Genomic DNA, 21,477 nt, shown 5'->3' with positions numbered 1-21,477 from the left:
AACGAACAGTTTTACTAGCTGTTCGTTTTTTGTTATTTGAGCTTAGATTCTGGTTCCAGAATCTCTTTGCTGCTGGCTTTCTCCTAGGCCTACAGCTATTTTATGAATTAGTAAGAGCTGTCCATTGTCCTGTTTTGCAAAAGTTAAGGTAACAGTCTTGATATTGTCATCAATAGAGATATAGGTGATTTTTCTCGTATCGTATCCCCCAATAGTGGAATCAAACTCGGAGTCTGGCAGTCCGTGTTTTTTGATAATATCCTTGTAATTGGTACCACCTTTTCCTTTGTTATCGAGGTCACCTTCGATTAAGGCGTCGAACTGTTCTTGGGTCCAAGTGAAGGTATCGTCTTCTTCCTCCTCTTCAGGGAGTGAATCAATGGTATCATCTGTCAAGTCGCGTTCCATTGAGGAGCTAGCTTCTCTATAGGAACGGTTAAACTCTCTGACAAACTCTTTGTAAACATTAGCATACAACATCTGGGTCGTAAGGAAGAGTATAATAGAAGCAATTGACAAGGATGTTCCGATAATGGCCATTGTTTTCCGTTTTTTGAGGTTGACGATAAGGCCGATAATCCCCAAGATAAATGCGACGATGGCGATGAAAAATGATAGATAGTTAATAAATGGGATCCAGGACCCTAAAAGTGCGATGGCTCCAAAAATGGTTGCCAAGATTCCTAAAACTCTTTGTTCTTCTGGTTTCATTTGAACGTTTTCTCCCTTCATCGAGTGAATGGATTCCTATCCACGGTAGCTAGTGCTTATTATAGAGAAAATATTCTCCAATGTCAATTCAGACTAAAATAGTTCTCTAGGAAACTTTTTTCTTGACATTTCTTCTGGGAGTGATAAAATAGTTCTCATGGGAACATAAATGATTCTTATGAGAACTATTTAAAAGTAGAGAAAGGAGTATCCATGGAGAAACCCTTGTTAATTTTCAGGCGCTTTGGCCATCAAGTTCATCTGATGATGAAGACGGAAGCCAAACGATCTGGTTTTGAATTTATTGGAGGACCACAGGGCCAGGTCTTACGCTATCTCAATCATCAAGAAGAAATGGGCCAAACCTCCAAGGTCGGAGATATTGAAAAAGAGCTAAATATCAGTAAATCTGTAGCCAGTAACTTGGTCAAGCGTATGATCCAAAATGGCTTAGTTACGATTGAGGTCTGTGAAAAGGATAAACGGGCCAAGTTTGTCTCCCTCACGGACCAGTCCCGAGCGCAGATGAAACAAGTTCAGGAGTTCTTTGATCAGCTGGATCAAAACCTAGTAGAGGGAATTTCCCCACAGGACTTGCAGACTTTTGAGCGAGTTCTGGCACAATTTCAAGAAAATATCGAAAAGATTGGAGAAAGAAGTCATGAAGAAACTCGCTAAACGCATGACCGGTAAAGAGTGGGGAATGGTCCTCTTGGCCATTCTTTTTACCTGCTTTACCGTGTATTTAGAACTCGAGGTGCCCACCTACATCTCCCAAATTACCGAACTCTTAGGAACGAGTGGAACTGAGTTAGGGGATCTCTGGTCACCAGCTGCGAAGATGATTGGTTTGTCTTTATTGGCTTTCTTTTCATCTGTTATGGTTGGTTTCTTTGCCGCTCGCGTTGCAGCCTCCTATACAACCCATCTACGTAGAGATGTATTTCATCAGGTTTTAGATTTTTCACAGACAGAAATCAAACGTTTCTCCATCCCAAGTCTTTTGACTCGGACGACTAATGATATTACCCAAATACAGATGCTCTTTACCATGGGCTTGCAAGTGGTTACTCGTGGGCCAATCATGGCTATCTGGGCTATTGGAAAAATCCTTGGAAAATCGGAATACTGGCTCTGGGCGGTCCTTGTGGCTGTTATTGTGAATGTTTTGATGACCACTGTTCTCATAACTCTGGCCTTTCCAAAACAATCGGTCATCCAAAAATTGACAGATAAACTCAATAGCATCACTCGTGAAAGTTTGACTGGGATTCGAGTTGTTCGCGCCTACAATGCGGAAGATTATCAAGACGAAAAATTTGAAGTAGCTAATGACGAAGTGACGCGTCTCAATCTCTTTGTTAATCGGCTGATGGCGATTATGAACCCGATTATGATGGCGATTTCGAGTGGGTTGAGTTTAGCCATTTACTGGATTGGTGCCTATATCATCAACGATGCAAGTCTGACAGAACGTCTGCCACTCTTTAGTGATATGGTGGTCTTCATGTCCTATGCTATGCAGGTTGTGATGGGCTTCCTTCTCATGGGAGCACTCTTTATCGTTCTTCCTCGTACCTTGGTTTCGGCAGGACGTATCAATCAAGTATTGGATTTGCATTCTTCTATTGAAAATCCTAGTCATGCACAGACAGCGGATCCTTCAGTTCAAGGACAAGTGGAATTTCGTGATGTAACTTTCCGCTACTCTAAAAACTCAGAAGCAGTCGTGGAACATGTCACTTTCAAAGCAGAAGCGGGTCAAACCGTAGCCTTCATCGGTTCGACTGGATCAGGTAAATCTACTCTAGTTAATCTGATACCTCGTTTTTACGATGTTTCAGATGGACAGATCCTAGTGGATGGTGTCAATGTGCAAGATTACGATTTGGAAGATTTGCGCAATAAGGTCGGCTATATTCCACAAAAAGCTGTACTCTTTTCTGGAGATGTCAAGGAGAACTTAGATTTTGGTAAGAGCAAAGAAACTCCTCTAAGCGAGGCTGCTATGTGGCAAGCTCTTGAATTGGCCCAGTCTAAAAGCTTCATCGAGGACAAGGAAGCAGGACTTGCATCAGAAGTGGCCCAAGGCGGGACCAACTTCTCAGGTGGACAAAGACAGCGGTTGGCTATTGCGCGTGCCTTGGCTCGTAAACCAGAGATTCTCATCTTTGATGATTCATTCTCAGCCTTGGACTACAAGACAGATCGTGTCCTGCGCCAAGAGCTAGCTGAGAAAACAAAATCCATGACCAAGCTCATCGTAGCGCAACGGATTTCTACCATTATGGATGCTGACCTGATTTTAGTTCTGGATCAAGGAAAAGTCGTGGGACAAGGCACCCACAAGGAACTTCTAGCTAGCAACGAAGTTTACCAAGAAATTGCCTATTCACAACTATCGAAGGAGGAATTGGAACATGGAAAATAAAAAAGTGTCGCTCTGGAAACAGTGCAAACCGTATATGACAGGTCTCCAACTCCCTCTCCTAATAGCAGTTGTGGCTGTAGTCATTTCAAGCATTATTACCGTTTATGGGCCAACTAAGATTAAAGAAATTACTAACTTGATTTCAGACGGATTGGCAACTGGAATTGATTTAGGAGCTGTATCAAGTATTGCTGGTTTCTTGGTTGTCCTCTATGTATTTGGAGCTATTCTTAACTATACACAAGCTTATATCTTTTCAACTAGCATTCAGTATTTTTCAAAACGCTTACGGACGGCTATTGCTGAGAAAATTAATCGTTTGCCTCTCGGCTATTTTGACCGTCATTCACAAGGAGATACTCTTTCGCGTGTGACCAATGATGTGGATACGGCGGCGCAATCTCTCAACCAAAGTCTGGGAACAGTTATCTCAGCTAGTTTCTTGTTGATTGCTGTTCTAGTGACCATGTTTGGGATGAACTGGATTTTGGCCTTAGTAACAGTTGTTTCTACGCTTCTTGGTTTTGCTGCTGTTTCGGTAATCATGCTTAAATCACAGGGACACTTTGAAGCTCAACAAAACAATCTGGCAGCCGTCAATGGTTACGTAGAGGAAATGTACTCTGGCCACAATGTAGTGACCAGCTATAACGCTGTGGACACCACTAAAGAAACATTCGCAGGTTTAAACCAAGACTTGCACGACAGTATCTGGAAATCTCAATTTATTTCTGGTATCATGATGCCAGCCATGATTTTTGTTGGAAACTTTAGTTATGTCTTAGTCATTATCGTTGGGGCCGCGCTGGCGTTAGAAGGACATATCAGTATCGGAATTATCGTGGCCTTTATGGTTTACGTACGTACTTTTTCTCAACCTCTGTCACAGATTGCCCAAGGGATTACGAGTTTACAACAAGCGAGTGCGGCCATGACTCGTGTATTAGAATTTCTAGCTGAAGCAGAGATGCGAGATGAATCTCACAAGGAAAGACAATTGAGCAACATGAAGGGGGAAGTAGTCTTTGATCATGTGTCATTTGGCTACACACCAGAGCGCACCATCATCCATGACTTTTCTGCGACAGCTCATGCAGGTCAAAAGGTCGCGATCGTTGGACCGACTGGGGCTGGTAAGACAACCATTGTCAATCTTTTGATGAAGTTCTATGAGATAGATAAGGGAAGTATCCGCATCGATGGTGTCGATACCAAGGATATGAAGCGATCAGAAGTACACGATGCCTTTTCAATGGTCTTGCAGGATACATGGCTCTTTGAAGGAACGATTCGAGAGAACCTGATCTATAATCAGACAGACATCAGTGATGAACGAATGATGGAAGCCAGCAAGGCTGTAGGAATCCACCACTTTATCATGACCTTGCCAGATGGCTACGATACTGTTTTGGATGACACTGTGACCTTGTCTGTTGGACAGAAACAGCTCTTAACCATTGCTCGTGCGCTTCTTAAGGATGCGCCACTCTTGATTTTGGATGAGGCGACATCTTCAGTCGACACACGTACAGAGGAATTGATCCAAAAAGCTATGGACCGTTTGATGGAGGGTAGAACTTCCTTTGTCATCGCCCACCGCTTGTCTACTATTCGTAATGCCGACTTGATTCTTGTCATGAAAGATGGCAATATCATCGAACAAGGCAACCATGAGGAACTGATGGCGCAAGGTGGCTTCTACGCTGACTTGTACAATAGTCAATTTACAGAAGACGAAGCAGAAGAATAAATCAAAAGAAGGCTTGACGGCCTTCTTTTTCTGGACTATACTAGAAGACAAACGTCTCACCAGTAGACAAAAACAAGGTAATGAATGAGAATTATAAATGAAAAATTATCAAGAATGGTATCGAAATATCAGCTCTAGACTAATCAGTCATCCCCCCCTTTTATTTCTATTACGCAGTTTCAATCGCTTGATGACAGTCGCTATGCCCCTAGTCTACTTGACCTTGCTAGTCACCACTTACCTGCAACTAGGACTTGGTCAGCAAGTTGGGGTTTCTGTGCTTATTCCTGCATCAGGCTTTGTGATTTTGTCTCTTTTTCGTAAGAAAATCAACCACCCGCGACCTTATGAAACTTGGGATATCAGTCCCCTGCTTGAAAAGGATAGTTCGGGACGATCGATGCCCAGTCGCCATGTTTTTTCGGCAACCATCATCTCCATGGTCTGTCTGCATGCTAGTCTACCTGTTGGATTGGCATGCTTGCTCTTCTCAGCTTTGCTGGGCTTGGTGAGGGTTTTAGGGGGTGTTCATTATCCCAAGGATGTCTTGGTTGGCTATATTTGCGGTCTGGTGTGGGGATTCCTTTTCTTCCTATTCTGACATGTAAGTTAAGCTAGCCCTACAACCACTTACTGCTTCAAATTGACCACTTGCTTTTTTGTCCTTGTATTCCTAACTTAGCTTTGATATAGTAGAGTCAGAAAGGAGATGTGATGAAGTTACGAATTGAGATTGACGGCAATTTAGAGGAAACTGAAATTGTCATCAAGACCCCCACTTTGACAGATGAAATTGCAGACTTGCAACGACTTTTGCAAGAGTCAAAGGCTCCGAGGTTAACTTTTTACAAGGGGACAGGTGAATATTATCTAGACCTGTCAGAAATTCTCTTCTTTGAAACAGAAGGAAGCAAGATCTACGCTCATAACCAGAAGGAAGCCTATGAGGTTCGCCTCAAGCTCTATGAGTTGGAGTCCATCTTACCTCGCTATTTTAGTCGAGTTTCCAAGTCAACGATCGCAAACATCCGTCAGATTTACTCAGTGGACAAGTCCTTTTCAGGAACGGGCACCATTTCCTTTTATCAGACGCACAAGGAGGTTCATGTGTCACGACATTACCAATCCCTCCTAAAAGAAAATCTAAGAAACATGAGGTAAAAAACATGAAAAAGAAAGCATTTGGTATTGTTTTATTGGTTTTAGCAGCTTGGATCTTGCTGCAAGGAAATTTTGGCATTCCTTCTTTGGATGGCAAGATATGGCCTTTACTAGGTATTGTTTTTTTTGCTTATAAGTCCATTGAGTCCATCCTTAGACGCCATCTCACTTCGGCAGTTTTTACAGGGTTACTAGCGCTCATCATTGCAAATTACGCTTATGACTTGTTACCAGTTACCAATCATTCTCTCATCTGGGCTAGCATCTTGGTGGTACTCGGTGTTGGTTATCTGACGCATTCAAGTAAGTTCTGGAATGAAAAAAAATGGTGGTACGATGGGAAAAAAACAGTCGTCACGGATAAGGAAGTCGCTTTTGGTAGCGGGACCTTCTATAAGCAAGATCAAGATCTCGTAGATGACCAAGTGGAAGTCGCTTTTGGAGATGCTAAAATCTACTATGACAATGCAGAGATGTTAGGTGATTTTGCTACTTTGAATATCGAAGTGGCTTTTGGTAATGCAACAGTCTATGTTCCACAACACTGGCGTGTCGATTTGAAAGTAGAAACCTCCTTTGGTGCAGCTAAGGCAGACGCTCCTGTAGCGCCAACAAACAAAACCTTGGTTATCCGTGGGGAAGTCGCTTTTGGTAAACTTGGAGTTGTTTACGTTAAATAAAAAAATAGTTCTAAGTGTCTAGAGTTTTGGGAAAGTGAAAAATTAAATATTAAATATCATATAACCTGAGAGGGCGAGAAAATCGCTCTCTTTTTTCGTTGCAAAAATTAAAGAAAGGAGAAAAAATGTCAGATAATCCAGAATTGATGAGATATATTTAGGGAAATAAATTCTATAATTTATTTCATTGTCCCTTTAAAACAGATTTTCTCATTATCCATTATGATATAGCTGTGAATTAACACTAGCTTGTGACAAGAAAGGATTACCTATGAAACAACACCAAACAAAGGTCTCAAGGTTGACTAGAGACGTAATGATTTTAGATTTGATGAATACAATGGGATGGACTAGAAGCCGTGCTATTGCAGCTATTGAAGAGTTAGAACAAACTCATCTTGTTTATTTTCCTGAAGCTGGTGGCTTGAGGTTACAAGTTGTAGGGGGATACTAATGGCAGATATCACGATTGACCAACTAGCCACTCTAACTTTTTATCAAATTCCAGAAATCTTTTTCACCCGTATTCAACACAATGAGAACGGCTATGTCAAATTGACTAGTTCTTACACGGGTCTTTCATCTGATGCTAAGTTAGCTTATGGCGCTCTTTATAATCGCTGTAAATTAAGTATCAGTTCATTCCAGAAGGGAAATAGAGATTACGTTGATGAAAATGGAGCGGTCTTTCTAATTTTTACAGTTTCTGACCTGATGCTGCTATTGGATAAGGGAAAGATGAAGGTTACTAAGATCAAGAAAGAACTGCAAGAACATGGTCTCTTACGGGAAGTTAGGCAGGGACTCAATAAGCCAAATAGACTTTATCTTCAGCTAGTAGATGCTAATTTAGAAATAGTGGAGCACTATTCAGCTGATGGTGAGTTACTGAAGAGGGTTAATGCTTTTGGTAAAGTTCTCTATGAAAAAGTATCCCAAAGCATTGGTAATAGCGAAAGTATCAAAAATGGACGTCCGCAAAATGGACTTCAAAACGTCCACGAAGCGGACGGAATAAATACAGAGAGGAGTCAGACAGAGTCCTCATACGATACTAATCGATACGAGGGCGAGTCATCTTTATCTGATCTATCAATTTCTGAAGCGTTTAAAATGGGGCAACATGGTTTTCTTTCTCCTCAACTAGTTCAGAAACTCAGTTTGTTTGGGAAAGATGCAAAAATTCTTGAAAATAAAATCTATCAAGCAAAACGTCAAGTTGAGAAGAATTACAACAACCTCTTAGCTAATCAGGAAATTTATGGAGAGGTTTGGCTGCAAGATCTTGAACGTGAGCTTGATAAATTGATTTTCAAAATTAAAACAGGAGAGGCTGAAGGAAAATCAATCCAGAATGTCCCAGCCTACTTCTACAAAATGATGATTCGCTTCTGGAAAATGGCACTGCTTATCGAAAAAGAACATGGTTTCCTGGAGCTATCAGGACAAAGTGAGCACGCTAGAAAATTCCCTGATGAGTGCCCTAGTCTGATTGCATATTATTATCCAGATAAACTGTCGGAGACGAAACTCAATAGCTATTTATCAGAATTGTCTAAGGGAGTTGAAACATGTTAAAAGATGAATTTAGACCAATTGATGGTAAAGTGCTAACGATAGGTCGTAGCCCGAAGGAGAAAATCTACATGGTTCCTAAAGCTGTTTTTGATTTACCGAAAAAAGAAAGAGCTGAGCAACTCAGCCAAATTTTCTCATCATGGCAACAGAAAGAGGATTGATTTCATGGGATTGTTTAATAACCAAGAGAGAATGAACAGATTACAAGCTGTGAAGGCTACACCTTCTCAACCAGTTCAAGAGATTGAAATGATTGTAGAGTATTTTGATAAAACGGTAGACAGTATTTCCGTCACTTCCAACTTAGAGGAACTAGAAAAATTGGTATCAAGTTCATTTGGAACAGGAGCGAGTATGAATTTTCCATCAGCGATTCCGCCGTTTTCTATCAATCCTCGATGGGTGAAGAAGATAACTTATCGGATAAAATAAGGAACAGTATCAGGAGGATAGTAATGTTTAAACTAGTTACAATGGCTTTATTATTGATCTTAGCTTATGGAATAGGGCTTGTCATGCTGGAGCTGAAGAATGCTCCTCTGATGGATGATGAAATACTATCAAGTTCAAATAATGAAGGAGATAAGTAGATGTGAGGAAACAAACACAAAATCGTATCAGAGAATTACGAAAAAAAGCCAGGTTGTCACAACAGACTTTGGCTGATCAGATAGGAGTGTTTCGCAACACAATATCTAACTGGGAGACAGGATATAGTCAGATAAGTCTTGAAAATGCTAAAAAAGTAGCAGAATACTTTGGGGTAACTATTGACTACCTGTTAGGATCAGAATCGGACCAAACCTAGTACAGATAAATCTATATTGACCGAGAAGTCATTAAACTACAGATCTTTGAAAACTGAATATAAGGCTTGCCCTGATGCAGCGTGGCTATGGATAAAAAAGAAACGGGGGCGAGTAGCAAACTAGAAAAGGATATCTAGTCCAGCCACTGAACGAAAAAGCATGACAATGGTCATAAGCTGAAGGAGTAAGGGTTCCTAGACTATAAACCCAGCGTATGAAATACCGATGTAAAAATACGTTTTTACACAGCACGGCGTAATTTTCGCCTTTCAACTTCAAGGAGAAATCTATGACAGATGAAATAACCGTCCGCCTAAAGGACTTAAAAAACTTAGGAAAACAAGGAGGTGCGACAGCTCGCTTAGAGGACGGCACAGACCTTATTCTGAAGCCAGACTATGCAGTCAAACAGGCTAGAGGATACGTAGACGGTCTTTTAAGGGATGTTGAATTTCATTTGCCTTATAAAAAGGTTTATGATCAAATTCGCACTATTAAGAGAGATGCTCAAGTTATAGCTCGAAAAGTTAAGACACCATCAGGAATGGAGCTTCGTTTAACTGGAAAAGGTTATAACCCGAAAAATAAATAAAGAAAAGGAAAAATCAAAATGAACAAGAAACAAGTATTAGCTACACTCGCACTTTCAACTATCGCACTTGCACAAGCTGGCTATGTAGCAGCAGACGAAGTGACACCAATTGATTCTTCTGCTCCAACAACAGAAGTGGTTACACCAACTACCTCAACAGATACAGAAACTCCAGCAGTTCAACCAACAGATCCTTCTGTTACTCCAGTTGATCCAACCACTCCAAGCGCACCGCAAGGGAAGGACGATGCGGAGAGCTTGGACGGTGTCCCAACTGACAAGCCAGTAACACCAGAGAAACCGCAAGGCAAGGACGATGCGGAGAGCTTGGATGGTGTCCCAACTGATAAGCCAACACCTTCAGATAAACCACAAGGGAAAGACGATGCTGAAAGTCTTGACGGTGTTCCAGCTGAAAAGCCTGAAAAACCACAAACAACTGACCAAGCCAACCAGCAAGGTACATCACAAATTGGCACAACTTCCACTTCGACAGGTCAAGTGGTGCATGATGTAACCAAAGAGCCAGTTCAAACCAACACAGGAGCTTCCGTCGTCAGCACACAAAACGGGAACGTGGTTCTCTCAGATGGTTCTGTAGTGGCTCCTGAAGAAGTAGGGGGAAGCCTTAACGAAGATAAGACTATTTCTATCACTGATAAAGATGGCAAGCTCAAAACACTTCCAAACACTGGGACAGCAGAAAGCATTCTAGGAGCTATTGGTGGGATGTTGTTGACCGCAGTTGGCTACTTCTACAAGAAAAAATTATTTTAATCAAGTAAAGGAGACGAACCGATGACAGAAAAGAAACAAGGATACGGATATTTCCGTAAGAAAAAATGGGCGAAAGGTTTAGTATCAGGAATTGCAATCGCAGGGGCTATTGCCTTTTCAACCGGAGCCGTACTTGCGGATGAGGTAAAGCCAGCTGATCAAAAATCAGATAGCGCTACAGTGGTTGAAGAAAGTAAATCAGCTGAAACCGTGCAACCAGAGAGCAAGAATGATAACAATGCTTACGCTAAGCAGGCTGGTAAAACAACAGGAAGCCAGTCTGTAGCGATTGATAATGGAGTAGTTACTAAGGCAGCTGGAAAAGCAAGAGAAGCAGGGGTAAATGTTTCTGAGACTCAATCAGTTGACAAGGGGACAGATACCACTGCTCCAAAACTTGAACAGTCTAAGTCTGAGATTAAACAAGATCAGGATAAACAAGTTCAGGAACTTGAAGCCACAACTACAAAACAAGTTCAAAACAACGAAGCTTTCAAGGAAGCACAGAAAGCCATCCAAGCTAACAATCAATTTGTAGCGGATGAAAAAGCCAAACATGAAGGGGCAACAGCTGTCACAGTGACCAATGACGGTTCGACTGCCACAGATGGTTCAGCAGCCCAAAACAAGAAAGCTACTCAAACAGCTAAACAGGTCTTGTTAGAGAACAAGAAAGCAGTAGCAGATTACCTGGTTGAAAAAGGGAAGTATGATGCGACTGTGAAGCAAGCTACTACCTTAAACAAAGCGGTAGAAAGCGCATCTGAACAGCTGAAGAAAGAAAAAGTTGATGTTAAGGTCGTGACACATACCGTTTCTTCAGTCAAAGAAGTAGAGGATCTACAAAAGAAAAATGAACAGGCTATTGCAGCTGCAAAAGGAAAAGTTGAGCTTAACAAAGCGATTATGGCTGCCTACACAGAGAAGAAGAATGCTAGTGAACAAGTCAATCAAGATGCTGATCGCAAATCAGCTGATTTGAAAAATTCTGGTGTACTTTTAACTTCTAAAACACAAGAAGTTTCTTCAGCAGATGAAGCGAAGCAAATTGGGAAACAAAACCAAGCAGCTTATGACAAAGCTAAGCAAGCACAAGCAGACTGGCAGAAGAAATACAATGAACTTCAATCTAAAACAAGTACGGAAGGGTACACAAAAGAGGTTGTCTTACAGGCTCTTAGTCTTGCAACAGCTAATCCTGAAGCAACAGTGAAGTCATCTGCTTCAGGTTCAACAGTAGTAACGACAAGTTATATTGCTTCCTCAAGTGGTTCTTCAGGATATGGTCGTATTCTTGATTCTACCAAAGTCTTAAAATATAAGGATGTTGGTAATGGCTGGAAAACTGAAATTGACTACACAGGCTTAAAAGGTTTAACCGTTTCAACTGCAGATGGTTCAAAGCATGCTATTTCTCGTATCCATCGCAAATTTGAAATCCTTAACCAAGGGAAAACGGGCTTGAATGATGTATACGTTTTGAATGATCCAACAGAAGGCTTTGTAGTGGCTCGTAATGATGGTACTGGTGATACTTCGGATTACATGAAGTTTAGGGTGACTGACACTTATTACTACAATGTTGATGGTAAAGAAGTAGTGTTCACTGCTTCAGAAAAAACTCCAGCAAGTATAACTTATTCATCTCTTAACTATAACATAATTGGTTGGGAAGGTGCTGGAGCAGTTAATGGTAAAAATGTTGAGATTAACGGTTCAACTGTAACATATCATAAAAACGATGGTTACAACTATGCTGATAACTATAATACAGAGGAAAATGTAGGGGTTACATGGGATACTTCTGACTCTTCTTATCAATATAAAGGAGCAGCACTCGGTGTCTTCACTGAAGGTACTGATTTCACTACTGATTTTGCTCAATGGGATGGCTCTGCAACACCAGCAGGACAGACATACTGGTTTGCTTTGAATACGAAGGTTGTAACTCCAGTTGTTGAAGTTCCAGCTACTGCAACTATCACAAAAACAACTGTGAAGCCTGTCAAAACTGAACCTGTATCAGCCGAATTGGTTAATACAAAGAATCCAGTCAGACCAACCTTGACTCTTAAAACTCTCTCTGAAACCAAAAATCAGAAATTATCTGCAAGCTATCACGGTTATAAATTGCAGTATAAGCCAGTTGTCAGCAAATCTGTAGCAGATACAGATAAGACCAATACAGATGGCCAAACAGTAGCTAAAAACGCTACTCAGACCTATACATTGACCCATGATAATATCTATGCGAACCTTAAAAAAGGGGACAAGATTACCATCATTGATCCACTTGAAACTGGTGCTGTTCCTGATGTAGCTGTCACAAAAGCAACTGCAGAGAAAGCAGGATGGGGCGTTGCCTATGATGCAGAAAAGAACACTTATACCTTTACTGCAACTTACGAAGGGAAACGCTTAGAAGCTCCAGTGATTACCTGGAAGCCAATCTATGACAAGGGATTCTATGATAACACTTATAAAGTGTTAGTGAATAACTACGAGGCTTACTCAAACACTGTAACAAACTATACGCCGAAACCACCAAAACCAGTCAAAGCTGTGTTAGATCATTCTGGTAAGGATATCAACGGTGCGACAACATTTGACCGCAACGTGACCTTCCGTTTGACAACAGATTATAGCCCATATACCAAAACTCTTGCTTCAGCGCAAGCACTTGGTAAGAAGTTTGGAATCTTTGATGATGTTCAAGACAAAGCCTTCACAGTTGACCATGACAAGATTACGATGACGGCTGCAGGGAAAGATGTGAAAGAGCTCTTTGATATGTATCACGTGCTTTCAGACAAAGGACGTACAGATGCAATCAATAAGATTTTGAAGGAATTGAACTTGGCACCTAAAGGTGAATTTTATCTTTGGGTTGCAAAAGACTCTGCGAGCTTCTACAACAATTACGTGAAGCAAAATAAAAATGTGACGATTGATCTTTCAGCTAAACTCTTAGTAAAAGAGGGAGAGATCGTGAAGAACGATTTTAAACAAATCGATTTTGGGAATAGCTATCAGTCGAATCTTGTAACAGTTGAAGTTCCAAATGTTAAGCCAGAAAAACATGTACTTGATAGAACTGGCAAGAAAGTCCTTGATGGCAAAGAAGTCCAGATAGGTGATTTTGTTCAGTACCTTCTTGATGGAGTAACTGTTCCAGAAAAACATGATACATTGTACCAATATGATGGTCTGGATAAACTCGATACGAAACATGACCGCTATACTGGTAATTGGAAAGGTATCATCAAGGGTACAGAATACACAGCAGAAAAAGATCTAACCTTACCTTACGATGTTATCCTGAAGGATGGTAAAGTGGTTAAGGCAGGCGATAAGATTGCCAAAGGTGCCTCTTATGCCTTTACCTTTGAGTTCAACCAAGATACCAATTCAGAGTTCATCAAGAAACTTGTGACTGTTAAGTGGGATGCCAAAGGAGGCAAATGGTCTTATGTTATTAACCAAGACTTCCTAAACTCTTTAGGAGTTAAAGGAACCTTTGATGCAGACTTCTACATCGAAGTGGAACGCATTGCAGCTGGAGAAGTTGAGAATACTTTTGTCAATATTGTCAATGGACAAGAAATGACTGCCAAGGTAACAACCCACACTCCAGAACCACCAAAACCTGAAGAACCAGGAAAACCAAAACAATCACTGCCAAACACTGGAACAGCAGCAAGCATGCTTCCAACTTGGGGAATGTTTTTGGGATTGTTGAGTCTTGCAGGGCTTCGTAAACATAAAAAATAGAACATCTAGAAATTCCCCCTCATCTATGGTATAATGAAGCCATAAAAAAGAGGGGGAAGAGAGATGAGAAAGGACACGAAAATGGATACCCATGTGACTAGAAGTGGATATAGATACTACACTCCAACTCAAAAAAAATCAGAAGTCACTAAGCCTGAAGAAGAGAAGAAGTGGAAAAAAGGCCTCCGTTGGCTAGGAAAAGCCATCTGGTCAGGAATAAAGAATCTACCGAGTGTAATTGCGAGAGCTGCCGTTTTGATGGTTGCGACTCCACTCATGTTTCTCCTCTTTATCTTTAATCTGATTAAGAGCTTGATTGCGACAGCAATTGGATGGGTAGTATTTAAGATTGTAGTTGTCCTAGGCTATGCTGCTTTTTGGGAAATATATTTTTGGATAACAAAATCAGGTCCCTCTGCAGATGTAGAGAAGCAGTTAGATTGGCTTATGACTAACTTTTTCTTTCCTCAAAAGGTCCCCATCTACTATTGGTGGGAAACAACTATTATCGTTGTCTTAGCTGTGATTACAGCCCTCTCTCTAACCTTTCGTCCAACGGATGAAACATAGTATTGAATAAACAATGTAGGTGCTAAGGAATTTTCTTAGTACCTTTTTATAAAAAGAAAGTGAGAAAAAAATAATGGATGCAGTTGTAGATTTTATTAACAAAATTGGAAATATCGGTGGGATTATCGGTATTGGTTGGGCCGCTTGGGGTGCCTGGGACTTAGCAGTAGGAATCAAACGTGAATTGGATGATAAGAAGGATAAAGGAATCCAAAGTTTGATACTAGGTGCACTTTTAGGTGCCGTTCTAAAAGCCCTCTTTACAGCTTTAGCAACAGGTCTTCAATCTCTTGGTTAGGATGAAGAAGAAAGAGGAGGTGGTTTTATGGACCAATCCACACTTGATCAACTAACCATGAGTCTGAAAGACTATAATGCGACAGCCTATGAATTGATGGAAACTGTTTCGGGATCGATGGAGAAGGTAGCAATTTTGCTTCTTCTCCTTTTTATGGGGATCAACCTCATGAATTGGCACCAACAACTTAAAAGCAATGGTGGGGAGCTGTCTTTTCAGCTTTGGATTGAAGAAATCCTCAAATATGCTATTGCGCTCTTTTTTATCCTCTATGTTGACGCAATTTTTGATGCCTTGTCATGGTTGTTCAATGTTATCATTAAGTTAGTAGCCAAGAATGCTACAGATCCTTTCAGTTCTGAGCCACCAGATTTTAAAGGTTTGGGTATGATTGAGAAATCATTCTTTAAAATTGTTTATGCGGTTGTTGATTTTGTCGGTCAGATATCGACTAAGTTGTTGATCTTGTTACGCTCCTTTACGCTTTACACGTATAAGGGAATCGCTAAAATTATTGTCGCTTGTTACATGGTGGATAGCTTACGCCCGATCTGCCTCGGTTTCTTTAAGCTCTATGCTGCTGCTGTCCTTCAGGGATTGATTTTAGTGGTTGTGACCATGCTTTATCCAGCTGTTGTCACGAATGATTTATTGACACTTAGCAAGACTGGAGCTTTTATAACTGCACTCGTAGCCATTGCAAAAGGAATCATTTACATCATTATGCTCTTTGGCAGCCAACGCATGGCTAAGAATATCATGCAGGTGAACTAGGAGGAGAAATGGTTAAAAAGCACTCACAGAAAAATCAGCAAGTGCTAGGAAATATTTGGAGAGTTGTTTTAAAAACAGTAGTCTGGGGGCTACTGTTTTTACTTAGGGCTCTCTTTTTCTATTACTTGTGCCGTAGGGCTTTACAGCCACATTGGCTGGCTCTCGTAAGTGGTATTATTTTAGCGTGTGGAAGTGAATTTATTTTCTGTAGAAAAGATAACTGGAAGAAAGGAACAGAATGACACGTTTAGGTAGTGAATTTTTAAAGGCTTTAGATAGCTACGAAAGGCCAGTTATAGGGTATATGACACTGAGACAGTTAGTGCTACTATTTGGGATAGCATTGACAGTAGTTGTCACTACTATTCTCTATTGGCTGAAGGCACCTGATATAATCCTTTATGGCGTTGATATTTTATTATTAGCGCCTTTTGTTATTTTCGGGTGTTACATTGATGAAAAAATTAAAGATGAGGTTCGTTTCCTTTTGACTAAGCAGGAACGCTCTTATCAGACAGATTATGACAGAAAGGAATATACAAGAAATGAATTTATTCGGCCGAAAGAAAACCCCGAAACTCTCTAAGGAAGAACGGGAACGGGCCAAACGTCTAAGACGTACCATGACGGCATCTACACAGAATAGTCTTAATTATCAATGGTTGATGCCTGATGGGCTCATGAAAATTACAAATGATCAATTTTCAAAGACCTATCGCCTAGGTGATACAAGCTATATTACTGCAACAGATGATGAGCGAATTGATATCATTGAAACAAGCGCTGATATTTTTAATTCGCTGGATATTGACAATGATATGCAGCTATTGATCCTAAATCGTAGGGTAGAAAGCAATAGCTTATCTTCTATCCGCTATGATTTAGTTGGAGATGGATATGATGATTATCGTAAAGAATACAATGCGATGATCAATGATCGTTTTTCTCAGGAACAAAACACCTTCAAGGTAGAAAAATATCTGACGATTACTACCCAAACTGACCAGGATCATCAAGCTAGAAGAATCCTTGATGATACAGCCAGCGTTATTGAAAGTCAATACAGTGGCTTAGGAATCTCCTTTAAAGAGTTAGAGGGATTAGATCGTCTTCTTATCTTCCGAAAAATCTTGAGGCGAGAAGGTTTTATTGATTTTAACTATGAAGACATCGCTATTTCTGGATTATCCACCAGGGACTTTGTAGCTCCAAACTATCTGAAGTTTGAAAAAGATCATATGAAAATTGATGATTGTTTCGCAAGGGTGATGTATGTTAGACAATATCCTACCTTCTTGAATGACAAACTGATTAAGAATATCCTGGATACAGGAATTGAACTGGCTATCAGTCTGCATGCGAAGCCCTATGATACTGCAGATGCCCTGAAGAAAATCAAGACAGTTAAGTCAAGTGTACGTAGGGAAATGATCAAAAGTCAGAAGGCTGCCGCAAAAGAAGGTTATGGAAGTGACCTGGCTGTTGGTGGAAAGGCTGTGGAGACATCTCGTGAAACAGAGAAATGGACTGAAGAACTCCAGGACAATGACCAAAAAATGTTTTCAGGTGTGATGACGATTTTCTTCATGGCTGACAGTCTGGAGGAGTTGAATATCTACACTGAGCAGGTTCAACGATCTGTCCGTAAGAATACGGTAGAACTGGATAAGTGTTACTTGTACCAGGAAGAATCCTTGAATACGATTCTACCGATTGGGATTCCATTTATCAACGTAAAACGCCGTTTTATGAGAGATATGACTACCAGTAACTTGGCCACACAAGTCCCATTTACCAACGTAGATCTTCGATCTAACAGTCCACGTGCAATTTATTATGGCCAGAATCAGCTATCTAAGAACGCTATCACAGTTGACCGCAAGAAAGACTTGAACACAGGTTCAGGTTGTATCTTTGGGACTTCAGGATCAGGAAAGTCTGTTCTTGCTAAAGGTGGAGAGATAATTCCTACAACTCTACGTTACCCTGAAGATAATATTATTATCGTCGATCCTGAAGATGAGTACACTGGTATTGGCCGAGAATTAGGTGCAGAAATTATCACAATCGCTCCTGGATCGCAACATCACTTTAACTTGTTGGATCTTCCTGATAAGGATAAACTGCAGGCAGAAGATAGTGACCCGATTGGCCAAAAATCAAACCTCTTATCAACCTTGTTTGAAAATATATTCTCTGAGGTATCAGACGATGAATTTGCGATGATTGACCGTGTAACGAGAAAGACCTATGAGGAATTTGAAAAACCAACATTTAAGGATTGGCAATCCGTTTTAGAACGACAACCTGAAGATGTGGCCAAGGAGTTGGCGCTGAAGGCTGAACCTTATACGGTTGGATCAAATGATATTTTCGCACATCCTACAAACGTCAATATGAATAGTCGCTTTATTATCTTCAATCTCAAGCAGTTGAGTGGTAAATTGAAGCCATTTGCCCTCCTGGTGATTCAGGACTTCATCTGGAATCAGGTAGTCAATAATCAAGGAAAAGCTATTACATGGTTGTACTTCGATGAGTTGCAACTATACTTCAAAAATAAACTGCAAGCAACCTTCTTTACAGAGCTATACTCACGTATTCGTAAGTACGGGGCTATTCCAACAGGGATTACCCAGAACCCAGAGACTGTTTTATCTACAGAGGAAGGTAGAAAGCTAGTCGCAAACTGTGAGTTTCTAGCCCTCCTGAAGCTGAAGCGGACAGACCTAGATGCCCTGGAGCAGGTTATCCCTCTTACGCCTTCACTGGAGCGATTTGTCTTGCGGCCAAAAGCAAAAGGTACTGGTTTGATCGTGGCTGGGGATACGATTGTACCATTTGAAAATCCTATCCCTAAAGATACCAAACTGTATCAATTGGTTGCGACAGATGGTTAAAAAAATAGAAAGAGAGGTAATTTCTTTTGTCTAAAAGTAATCGCAAACAATTAAAACAGGAACGCAAGCGAAGAATCAAAGAAGGATTAGCTCTCAATGCTGAAAAAAAGCCTAAAGAAGCACGTTTAGACTCAAAAGTTGCATTTAAAGAAGCTAAGAAGAATTATCGCTTAGCGAACAAAGATTATAAACTACATAAAGGACCTCAAGCAACAGCTAGAGGTCTTTTCTTTAAGCAACAACGTGATCGAGCAAAGTTGGAAAAACAAATTGCAACAACGCTCTATAAACGAGCTAAAAAAGCTGATGACAGTTATATCCCTAACCGCCTAAAGAAACGTGCTAAACAAAGTGCTCGAATGAAAGCGAGACACGACGTTGAGAAGACAGTCAGAGATAATGAGATTCTTGGAGATTGGGTTCAGGCGAGGCAAAACATTCGTCAATTTAAGTATCAGGTAAACGCCTCTAAAAGAGCGTTAAATGCTGTAGGAAAATTATCCAAGTATTCAATCAAGCGCAGCTATGGACAGCTCAATAGAAGCTATAATTTCATCAGAGGGCGAGGATATACTCGAACACCAAAAGAGTTCTCCTGGGAAGGAAAGCTCAGCAAAAAGATGAAACAGGCCAGAAAGCGACTTGCAGGTTCAAAGTTTGGGAAGGTGTCAAGAGGGACAGGAAAGGTTTTGAAGGTTGCGACAAAGCCCCTGCGTTCCATCTTATCCAATCCTTTAGCTGTCAAGTCCTATTTCTTAATGTTCCTCATCTTTGCAGTATTTGGGGCATTTATGGCCATGTTTGGAGGCAGTGGTCCTGTCCAACAAAATGAATTTGACCTGAACAAGTCATGGCTTCAAATTAGTAAACGAGATCGAGAGAAGTCAAATGATAAGGTAGACTATTGGACAAACATCGATGACATGATCTTTTTCATGAACTTTCGCTACGGTAGTGAGTGGAAACCAGAAAGTAACTGGAATGAGGGGACTGGTGGTGAATGGGCTGGGATATTAGGTTTCAATCACTATTCGGATGCCTTGAATGATCTTTGGAATCATTTGAATGATGACCCTCACAACTTGAAAAAGATGGCTGACTTATATGGCCCCTCGTCAGATCTCAAGTGGACTAAGTTGAGTGATAGCGAGTTAGAAGAGTATAAAGAGCTAGAGGATTTGACTAAAGAAGTTGGTCGATACCCCTCTTATCAAGAACTAGCTAATCCCTTTTACCAGGAGGACGACCCTTCTTATCAGGCCCCTTTAGTTATCCTGAAGCGGTTTGGTTATACCTCTAAGAGTGAAATCTATGAGAAAACACAACTAAAAGCTTCAACAGGACAAGCTCTAAGAGCTCCTATTGACGGTCAAGTCAGTGTGACAGATGATACTACTGTATCCATCAAAACAGATAAAGCCATCTTTACTTATGAAGAGGTAGGAAATATCCGTGTTTCTGACGGAGATCAGGTCAAAGCTGGAGACGAGGTTGGGAAGGTAACGGCAAATGGTTACCAGGTCATTCAGTATCAAAAACTGGAGAAAAAAGAGACAAAGGATAAGAAAGAAAAGTGGACATCAGTCAATCCAGGCTTTTACTTTCAATCTGTCACGTACAATCAGACGACCTCAGTCATTACTACACTTGATGGTGATTTAGGACAAAAATCAAGAGCGATAAAAGACTACTTGAAGCAAAAGGTACCAGGGCTGACAGATAATGGTTTGGCAGCCATGCTTGGAAACTTTGCAACTGAAAGTAATATCAATCCTAAACGTGCTGAAGGAGATTATCTTAGTCCGCCAGTAGGGGCTGATTCTTCTTCCTGGGATGATGAGTCCTGGTTAGCTATAGGAGGACCTGCTATCTATGATGGTGGGTATCCAAATATTCTTCATCGAGGTTTAGGATTAGGTCAGTGGACAGATACAGCAGATGGTTCTACTAGGCATACTCTATTATTGAATTATGCAAAATCAAAAGATAAAAAGTGGTACGATTTAGAACTGCAGTTAGATTTTATGTTGGAGGGGGATACTCCTTACTATATCACTGAATTGACATCGATTCTAACTAGCACAGAAGACGTGGAGACACTTACAGAGCGGTTCCTGGTTAACTGGGAAGGGAACTCCGGAGATAAGGTCTTAGAGCGCCAGAATAATGCTAAACAGATCCATGCCTTTCTCACACAACAAGTTCGAGGAGGTGGAGCGTTAGCATCTTCCTGGAATTTCCCTGCAGAGTATCAGTCAAAAGTGGAACACCCTCCTACACAGGCTTCTATGACTACACAAGCAGGAAGTGGCTACCCAGTTGGTCAATGCACTTGGTATGCCTATAATCGTTTAGTCGAGCTAGGAACCATTACAGACTTATCTGGAGCCTATGGTTATCTTGGTAATGGTCAGGATTGGGTGATGAGCCTAGTCGCAAAAGGATGGAAATATAGCACGTCGCCAACGAAAGGGGCAGTTGTCTCGGTTCAAGGTGGCTTTGCTGGGACACCAAGTATTTACGGGCACGTTGCTATCGTAGAGGCCGTCAATGCGGATGGTTCCTTCCTTGTCTCAGAATGTAATATCCAAGGGGTACAGGATAAGGTTCATTTTTCGGTACTTTATCCAGCTTACTATTATACATTTGCGACACCGAATTAAAAAAGAAAGAAG

23 protein-coding genes are annotated in these 21,477 nt (G+C 40.9%); 22 read left to right on the top strand and 1 reads right to left on the bottom strand.

The genetic code is table 11. From position 1 onward, the window contains the following. Window positions 1-42: 42 nt before the first annotated feature. Window positions 43-732 (bottom strand): DUF308 domain-containing protein, encoded by a 690-nt coding sequence (locus tag SORDD15_RS07380; RefSeq protein ID WP_061416019.1) that lies wholly within the window; start codon window positions 730-732, stop codon window positions 43-45. A 192-nt stretch (window positions 733-924) separates the two neighbouring features. Between SORDD15_RS07380 and SORDD15_RS07375 the strand changes: the two genes are divergently transcribed. The 22 genes from SORDD15_RS07375 to SORDD15_RS07280 all read left to right on the top strand — a co-directional run bounded on the left by SORDD15_RS07375 (window position 925) and on the right by SORDD15_RS07280 (window position 21,465). Beyond that, window positions 925-1,389, top strand: coding sequence for a MarR family winged helix-turn-helix transcriptional regulator (locus SORDD15_RS07375; RefSeq protein WP_061416016.1), 465 nt, complete (start codon window positions 925-927; stop codon window positions 1,387-1,389). Next, window positions 1,373-3,142, top strand: coding sequence for an ABC transporter ATP-binding protein (locus tag SORDD15_RS07370; RefSeq protein WP_061416015.1), 1,770 nt, complete (start codon window positions 1,373-1,375; stop codon window positions 3,140-3,142). The genes SORDD15_RS07375 and SORDD15_RS07370 overlap by 17 nt, the downstream gene beginning before the upstream one ends. Continuing rightward, entirely contained in the window at window positions 3,132-4,892 is a 1,761-nt protein-coding gene (locus SORDD15_RS07365; protein WP_061416012.1) for an ABC transporter ATP-binding protein, read from the top strand. The genes SORDD15_RS07370 and SORDD15_RS07365 overlap by 11 nt, the downstream gene beginning before the upstream one ends. A gap of 97 nt (window positions 4,893-4,989) precedes the next feature. Continuing rightward, a complete protein-coding gene (locus SORDD15_RS07360; RefSeq protein ID WP_061416010.1) occupies window positions 4,990-5,493 on the top strand; it encodes a phosphatase PAP2 family protein in 504 nt (167 codons plus the stop codon). Window positions 5,494-5,606: 113 nt separating this feature from the next. Continuing rightward, complete coding sequence (locus SORDD15_RS07355; protein WP_000776591.1) at window positions 5,607-6,053, top strand: LytTR family DNA-binding domain-containing protein; 447 nt, start codon at window positions 5,607-5,609, stop codon at window positions 6,051-6,053. 5 nt (window positions 6,054-6,058) lie between these two features. After that, on the top strand, window positions 6,059-6,733 hold the full coding sequence (locus SORDD15_RS07350; protein WP_061416008.1) for a LiaF transmembrane domain-containing protein: 675 nt from the start codon (window positions 6,059-6,061) through the stop codon (window positions 6,731-6,733). Window positions 6,734-7,004: 271 nt separating this feature from the next. Further along, window positions 7,005-7,187 (top strand): hypothetical protein, encoded by a 183-nt coding sequence (locus SORDD15_RS07345; RefSeq protein WP_061416006.1) that lies wholly within the window; start codon window positions 7,005-7,007, stop codon window positions 7,185-7,187. Next, complete coding sequence (locus SORDD15_RS07340) at window positions 7,187-8,311, top strand: replication initiator protein A (protein WP_061416004.1); 1,125 nt, start codon at window positions 7,187-7,189, stop codon at window positions 8,309-8,311. Before SORDD15_RS07345 ends, SORDD15_RS07340 begins: the two co-directional genes overlap by 1 nt. Then, window positions 8,305-8,472, top strand: a complete 168-nt coding sequence (locus SORDD15_RS10295) for a hypothetical protein (protein WP_196756223.1) — start codon at window positions 8,305-8,307, stop codon at window positions 8,470-8,472. Before SORDD15_RS07340 ends, SORDD15_RS10295 begins: the two co-directional genes overlap by 7 nt. 4 nt (window positions 8,473-8,476) lie before the next feature. Next, window positions 8,477-8,743, top strand: coding sequence for a hypothetical protein (locus tag SORDD15_RS07335; RefSeq protein ID WP_061416002.1), 267 nt, complete (start codon window positions 8,477-8,479; stop codon window positions 8,741-8,743). A gap of 23 nt (window positions 8,744-8,766) precedes the next feature. After that, complete coding sequence (locus tag SORDD15_RS10615) at window positions 8,767-8,901, top strand: hypothetical protein (RefSeq protein WP_258010732.1); 135 nt, start codon at window positions 8,767-8,769, stop codon at window positions 8,899-8,901. A 2-nt stretch (window positions 8,902-8,903) separates the two neighbouring features. Next, window positions 8,904-9,119 carry a helix-turn-helix transcriptional regulator gene (locus tag SORDD15_RS07330; protein ID WP_061416000.1) on the top strand — a complete coding sequence of 72 codons (216 nt, stop codon included), beginning with the start codon at window positions 8,904-8,906 and terminating at the stop codon, window positions 9,117-9,119. 290 nt (window positions 9,120-9,409) lie between these two features. Next, window positions 9,410-9,712 carry a hypothetical protein gene (locus tag SORDD15_RS07325; RefSeq protein ID WP_000128978.1) on the top strand — a complete coding sequence of 101 codons (303 nt, stop codon included), beginning with the start codon at window positions 9,410-9,412 and terminating at the stop codon, window positions 9,710-9,712. A gap of 18 nt (window positions 9,713-9,730) precedes the next feature. After that, window positions 9,731-10,489, top strand: a complete 759-nt coding sequence (locus SORDD15_RS07320; protein WP_061415998.1) for an LPXTG cell wall anchor domain-containing protein — start codon at window positions 9,731-9,733, stop codon at window positions 10,487-10,489. Window positions 10,490-10,510: 21 nt separating this feature from the next. Beyond that, the gene (locus SORDD15_RS07315) at window positions 10,511-14,260 is read left to right on the top strand and encodes an SspB-related isopeptide-forming adhesin (protein WP_061415996.1); all 3,750 of its coding nucleotides are present in this window, start codon (window positions 10,511-10,513) and stop codon (window positions 14,258-14,260) included. Window positions 14,261-14,323: 63 nt separating this feature from the next. Next, window positions 14,324-14,830, top strand: a complete 507-nt coding sequence (locus SORDD15_RS07310) for a hypothetical protein (RefSeq protein WP_061415994.1) — start codon at window positions 14,324-14,326, stop codon at window positions 14,828-14,830. A 73-nt stretch (window positions 14,831-14,903) separates the two neighbouring features. Further along, window positions 14,904-15,128 carry a hypothetical protein gene (locus SORDD15_RS07305; protein ID WP_000340303.1) on the top strand — a complete coding sequence of 75 codons (225 nt, stop codon included), beginning with the start codon at window positions 14,904-14,906 and terminating at the stop codon, window positions 15,126-15,128. A 27-nt stretch (window positions 15,129-15,155) separates the two neighbouring features. Beyond that, on the top strand, window positions 15,156-15,902 hold the full coding sequence (locus SORDD15_RS07300; RefSeq protein ID WP_061415992.1) for a hypothetical protein: 747 nt from the start codon (window positions 15,156-15,158) through the stop codon (window positions 15,900-15,902). Between the two features lie 8 nt (window positions 15,903-15,910). Further along, window positions 15,911-16,144: a hypothetical protein gene (locus SORDD15_RS07295; protein WP_061415990.1), complete on the top strand. Its 234-nt coding sequence runs from the start codon at window positions 15,911-15,913 to the stop codon at window positions 16,142-16,144. Continuing rightward, complete coding sequence (locus SORDD15_RS07290; protein ID WP_000197454.1) at window positions 16,141-16,488, top strand: PrgI family mobile element protein; 348 nt, start codon at window positions 16,141-16,143, stop codon at window positions 16,486-16,488. Before SORDD15_RS07295 ends, SORDD15_RS07290 begins: the two co-directional genes overlap by 4 nt. Next, on the top strand, window positions 16,448-18,802 hold the full coding sequence (locus tag SORDD15_RS07285) for a VirB4-like conjugal transfer ATPase, CD1110 family (RefSeq protein ID WP_061415988.1): 2,355 nt from the start codon (window positions 16,448-16,450) through the stop codon (window positions 18,800-18,802). Before SORDD15_RS07290 ends, SORDD15_RS07285 begins: the two co-directional genes overlap by 41 nt. 26 nt (window positions 18,803-18,828) lie before the next feature. Further along, the gene (locus tag SORDD15_RS07280; RefSeq protein WP_061415986.1) at window positions 18,829-21,465 is read left to right on the top strand and encodes a phage tail tip lysozyme; all 2,637 of its coding nucleotides are present in this window, start codon (window positions 18,829-18,831) and stop codon (window positions 21,463-21,465) included. Window positions 21,466-21,477 lie beyond the last annotated feature (12 nt).

The organism is Streptococcus oralis (assembly GCF_001578935.1).
In the GTDB taxonomy this organism is placed as follows: Bacteria; Bacillota; Bacilli; order Lactobacillales; family Streptococcaceae; genus Streptococcus; species Streptococcus oralis_R.
This window is presented reverse-complemented; position numbering and strand designations above follow the sequence as displayed.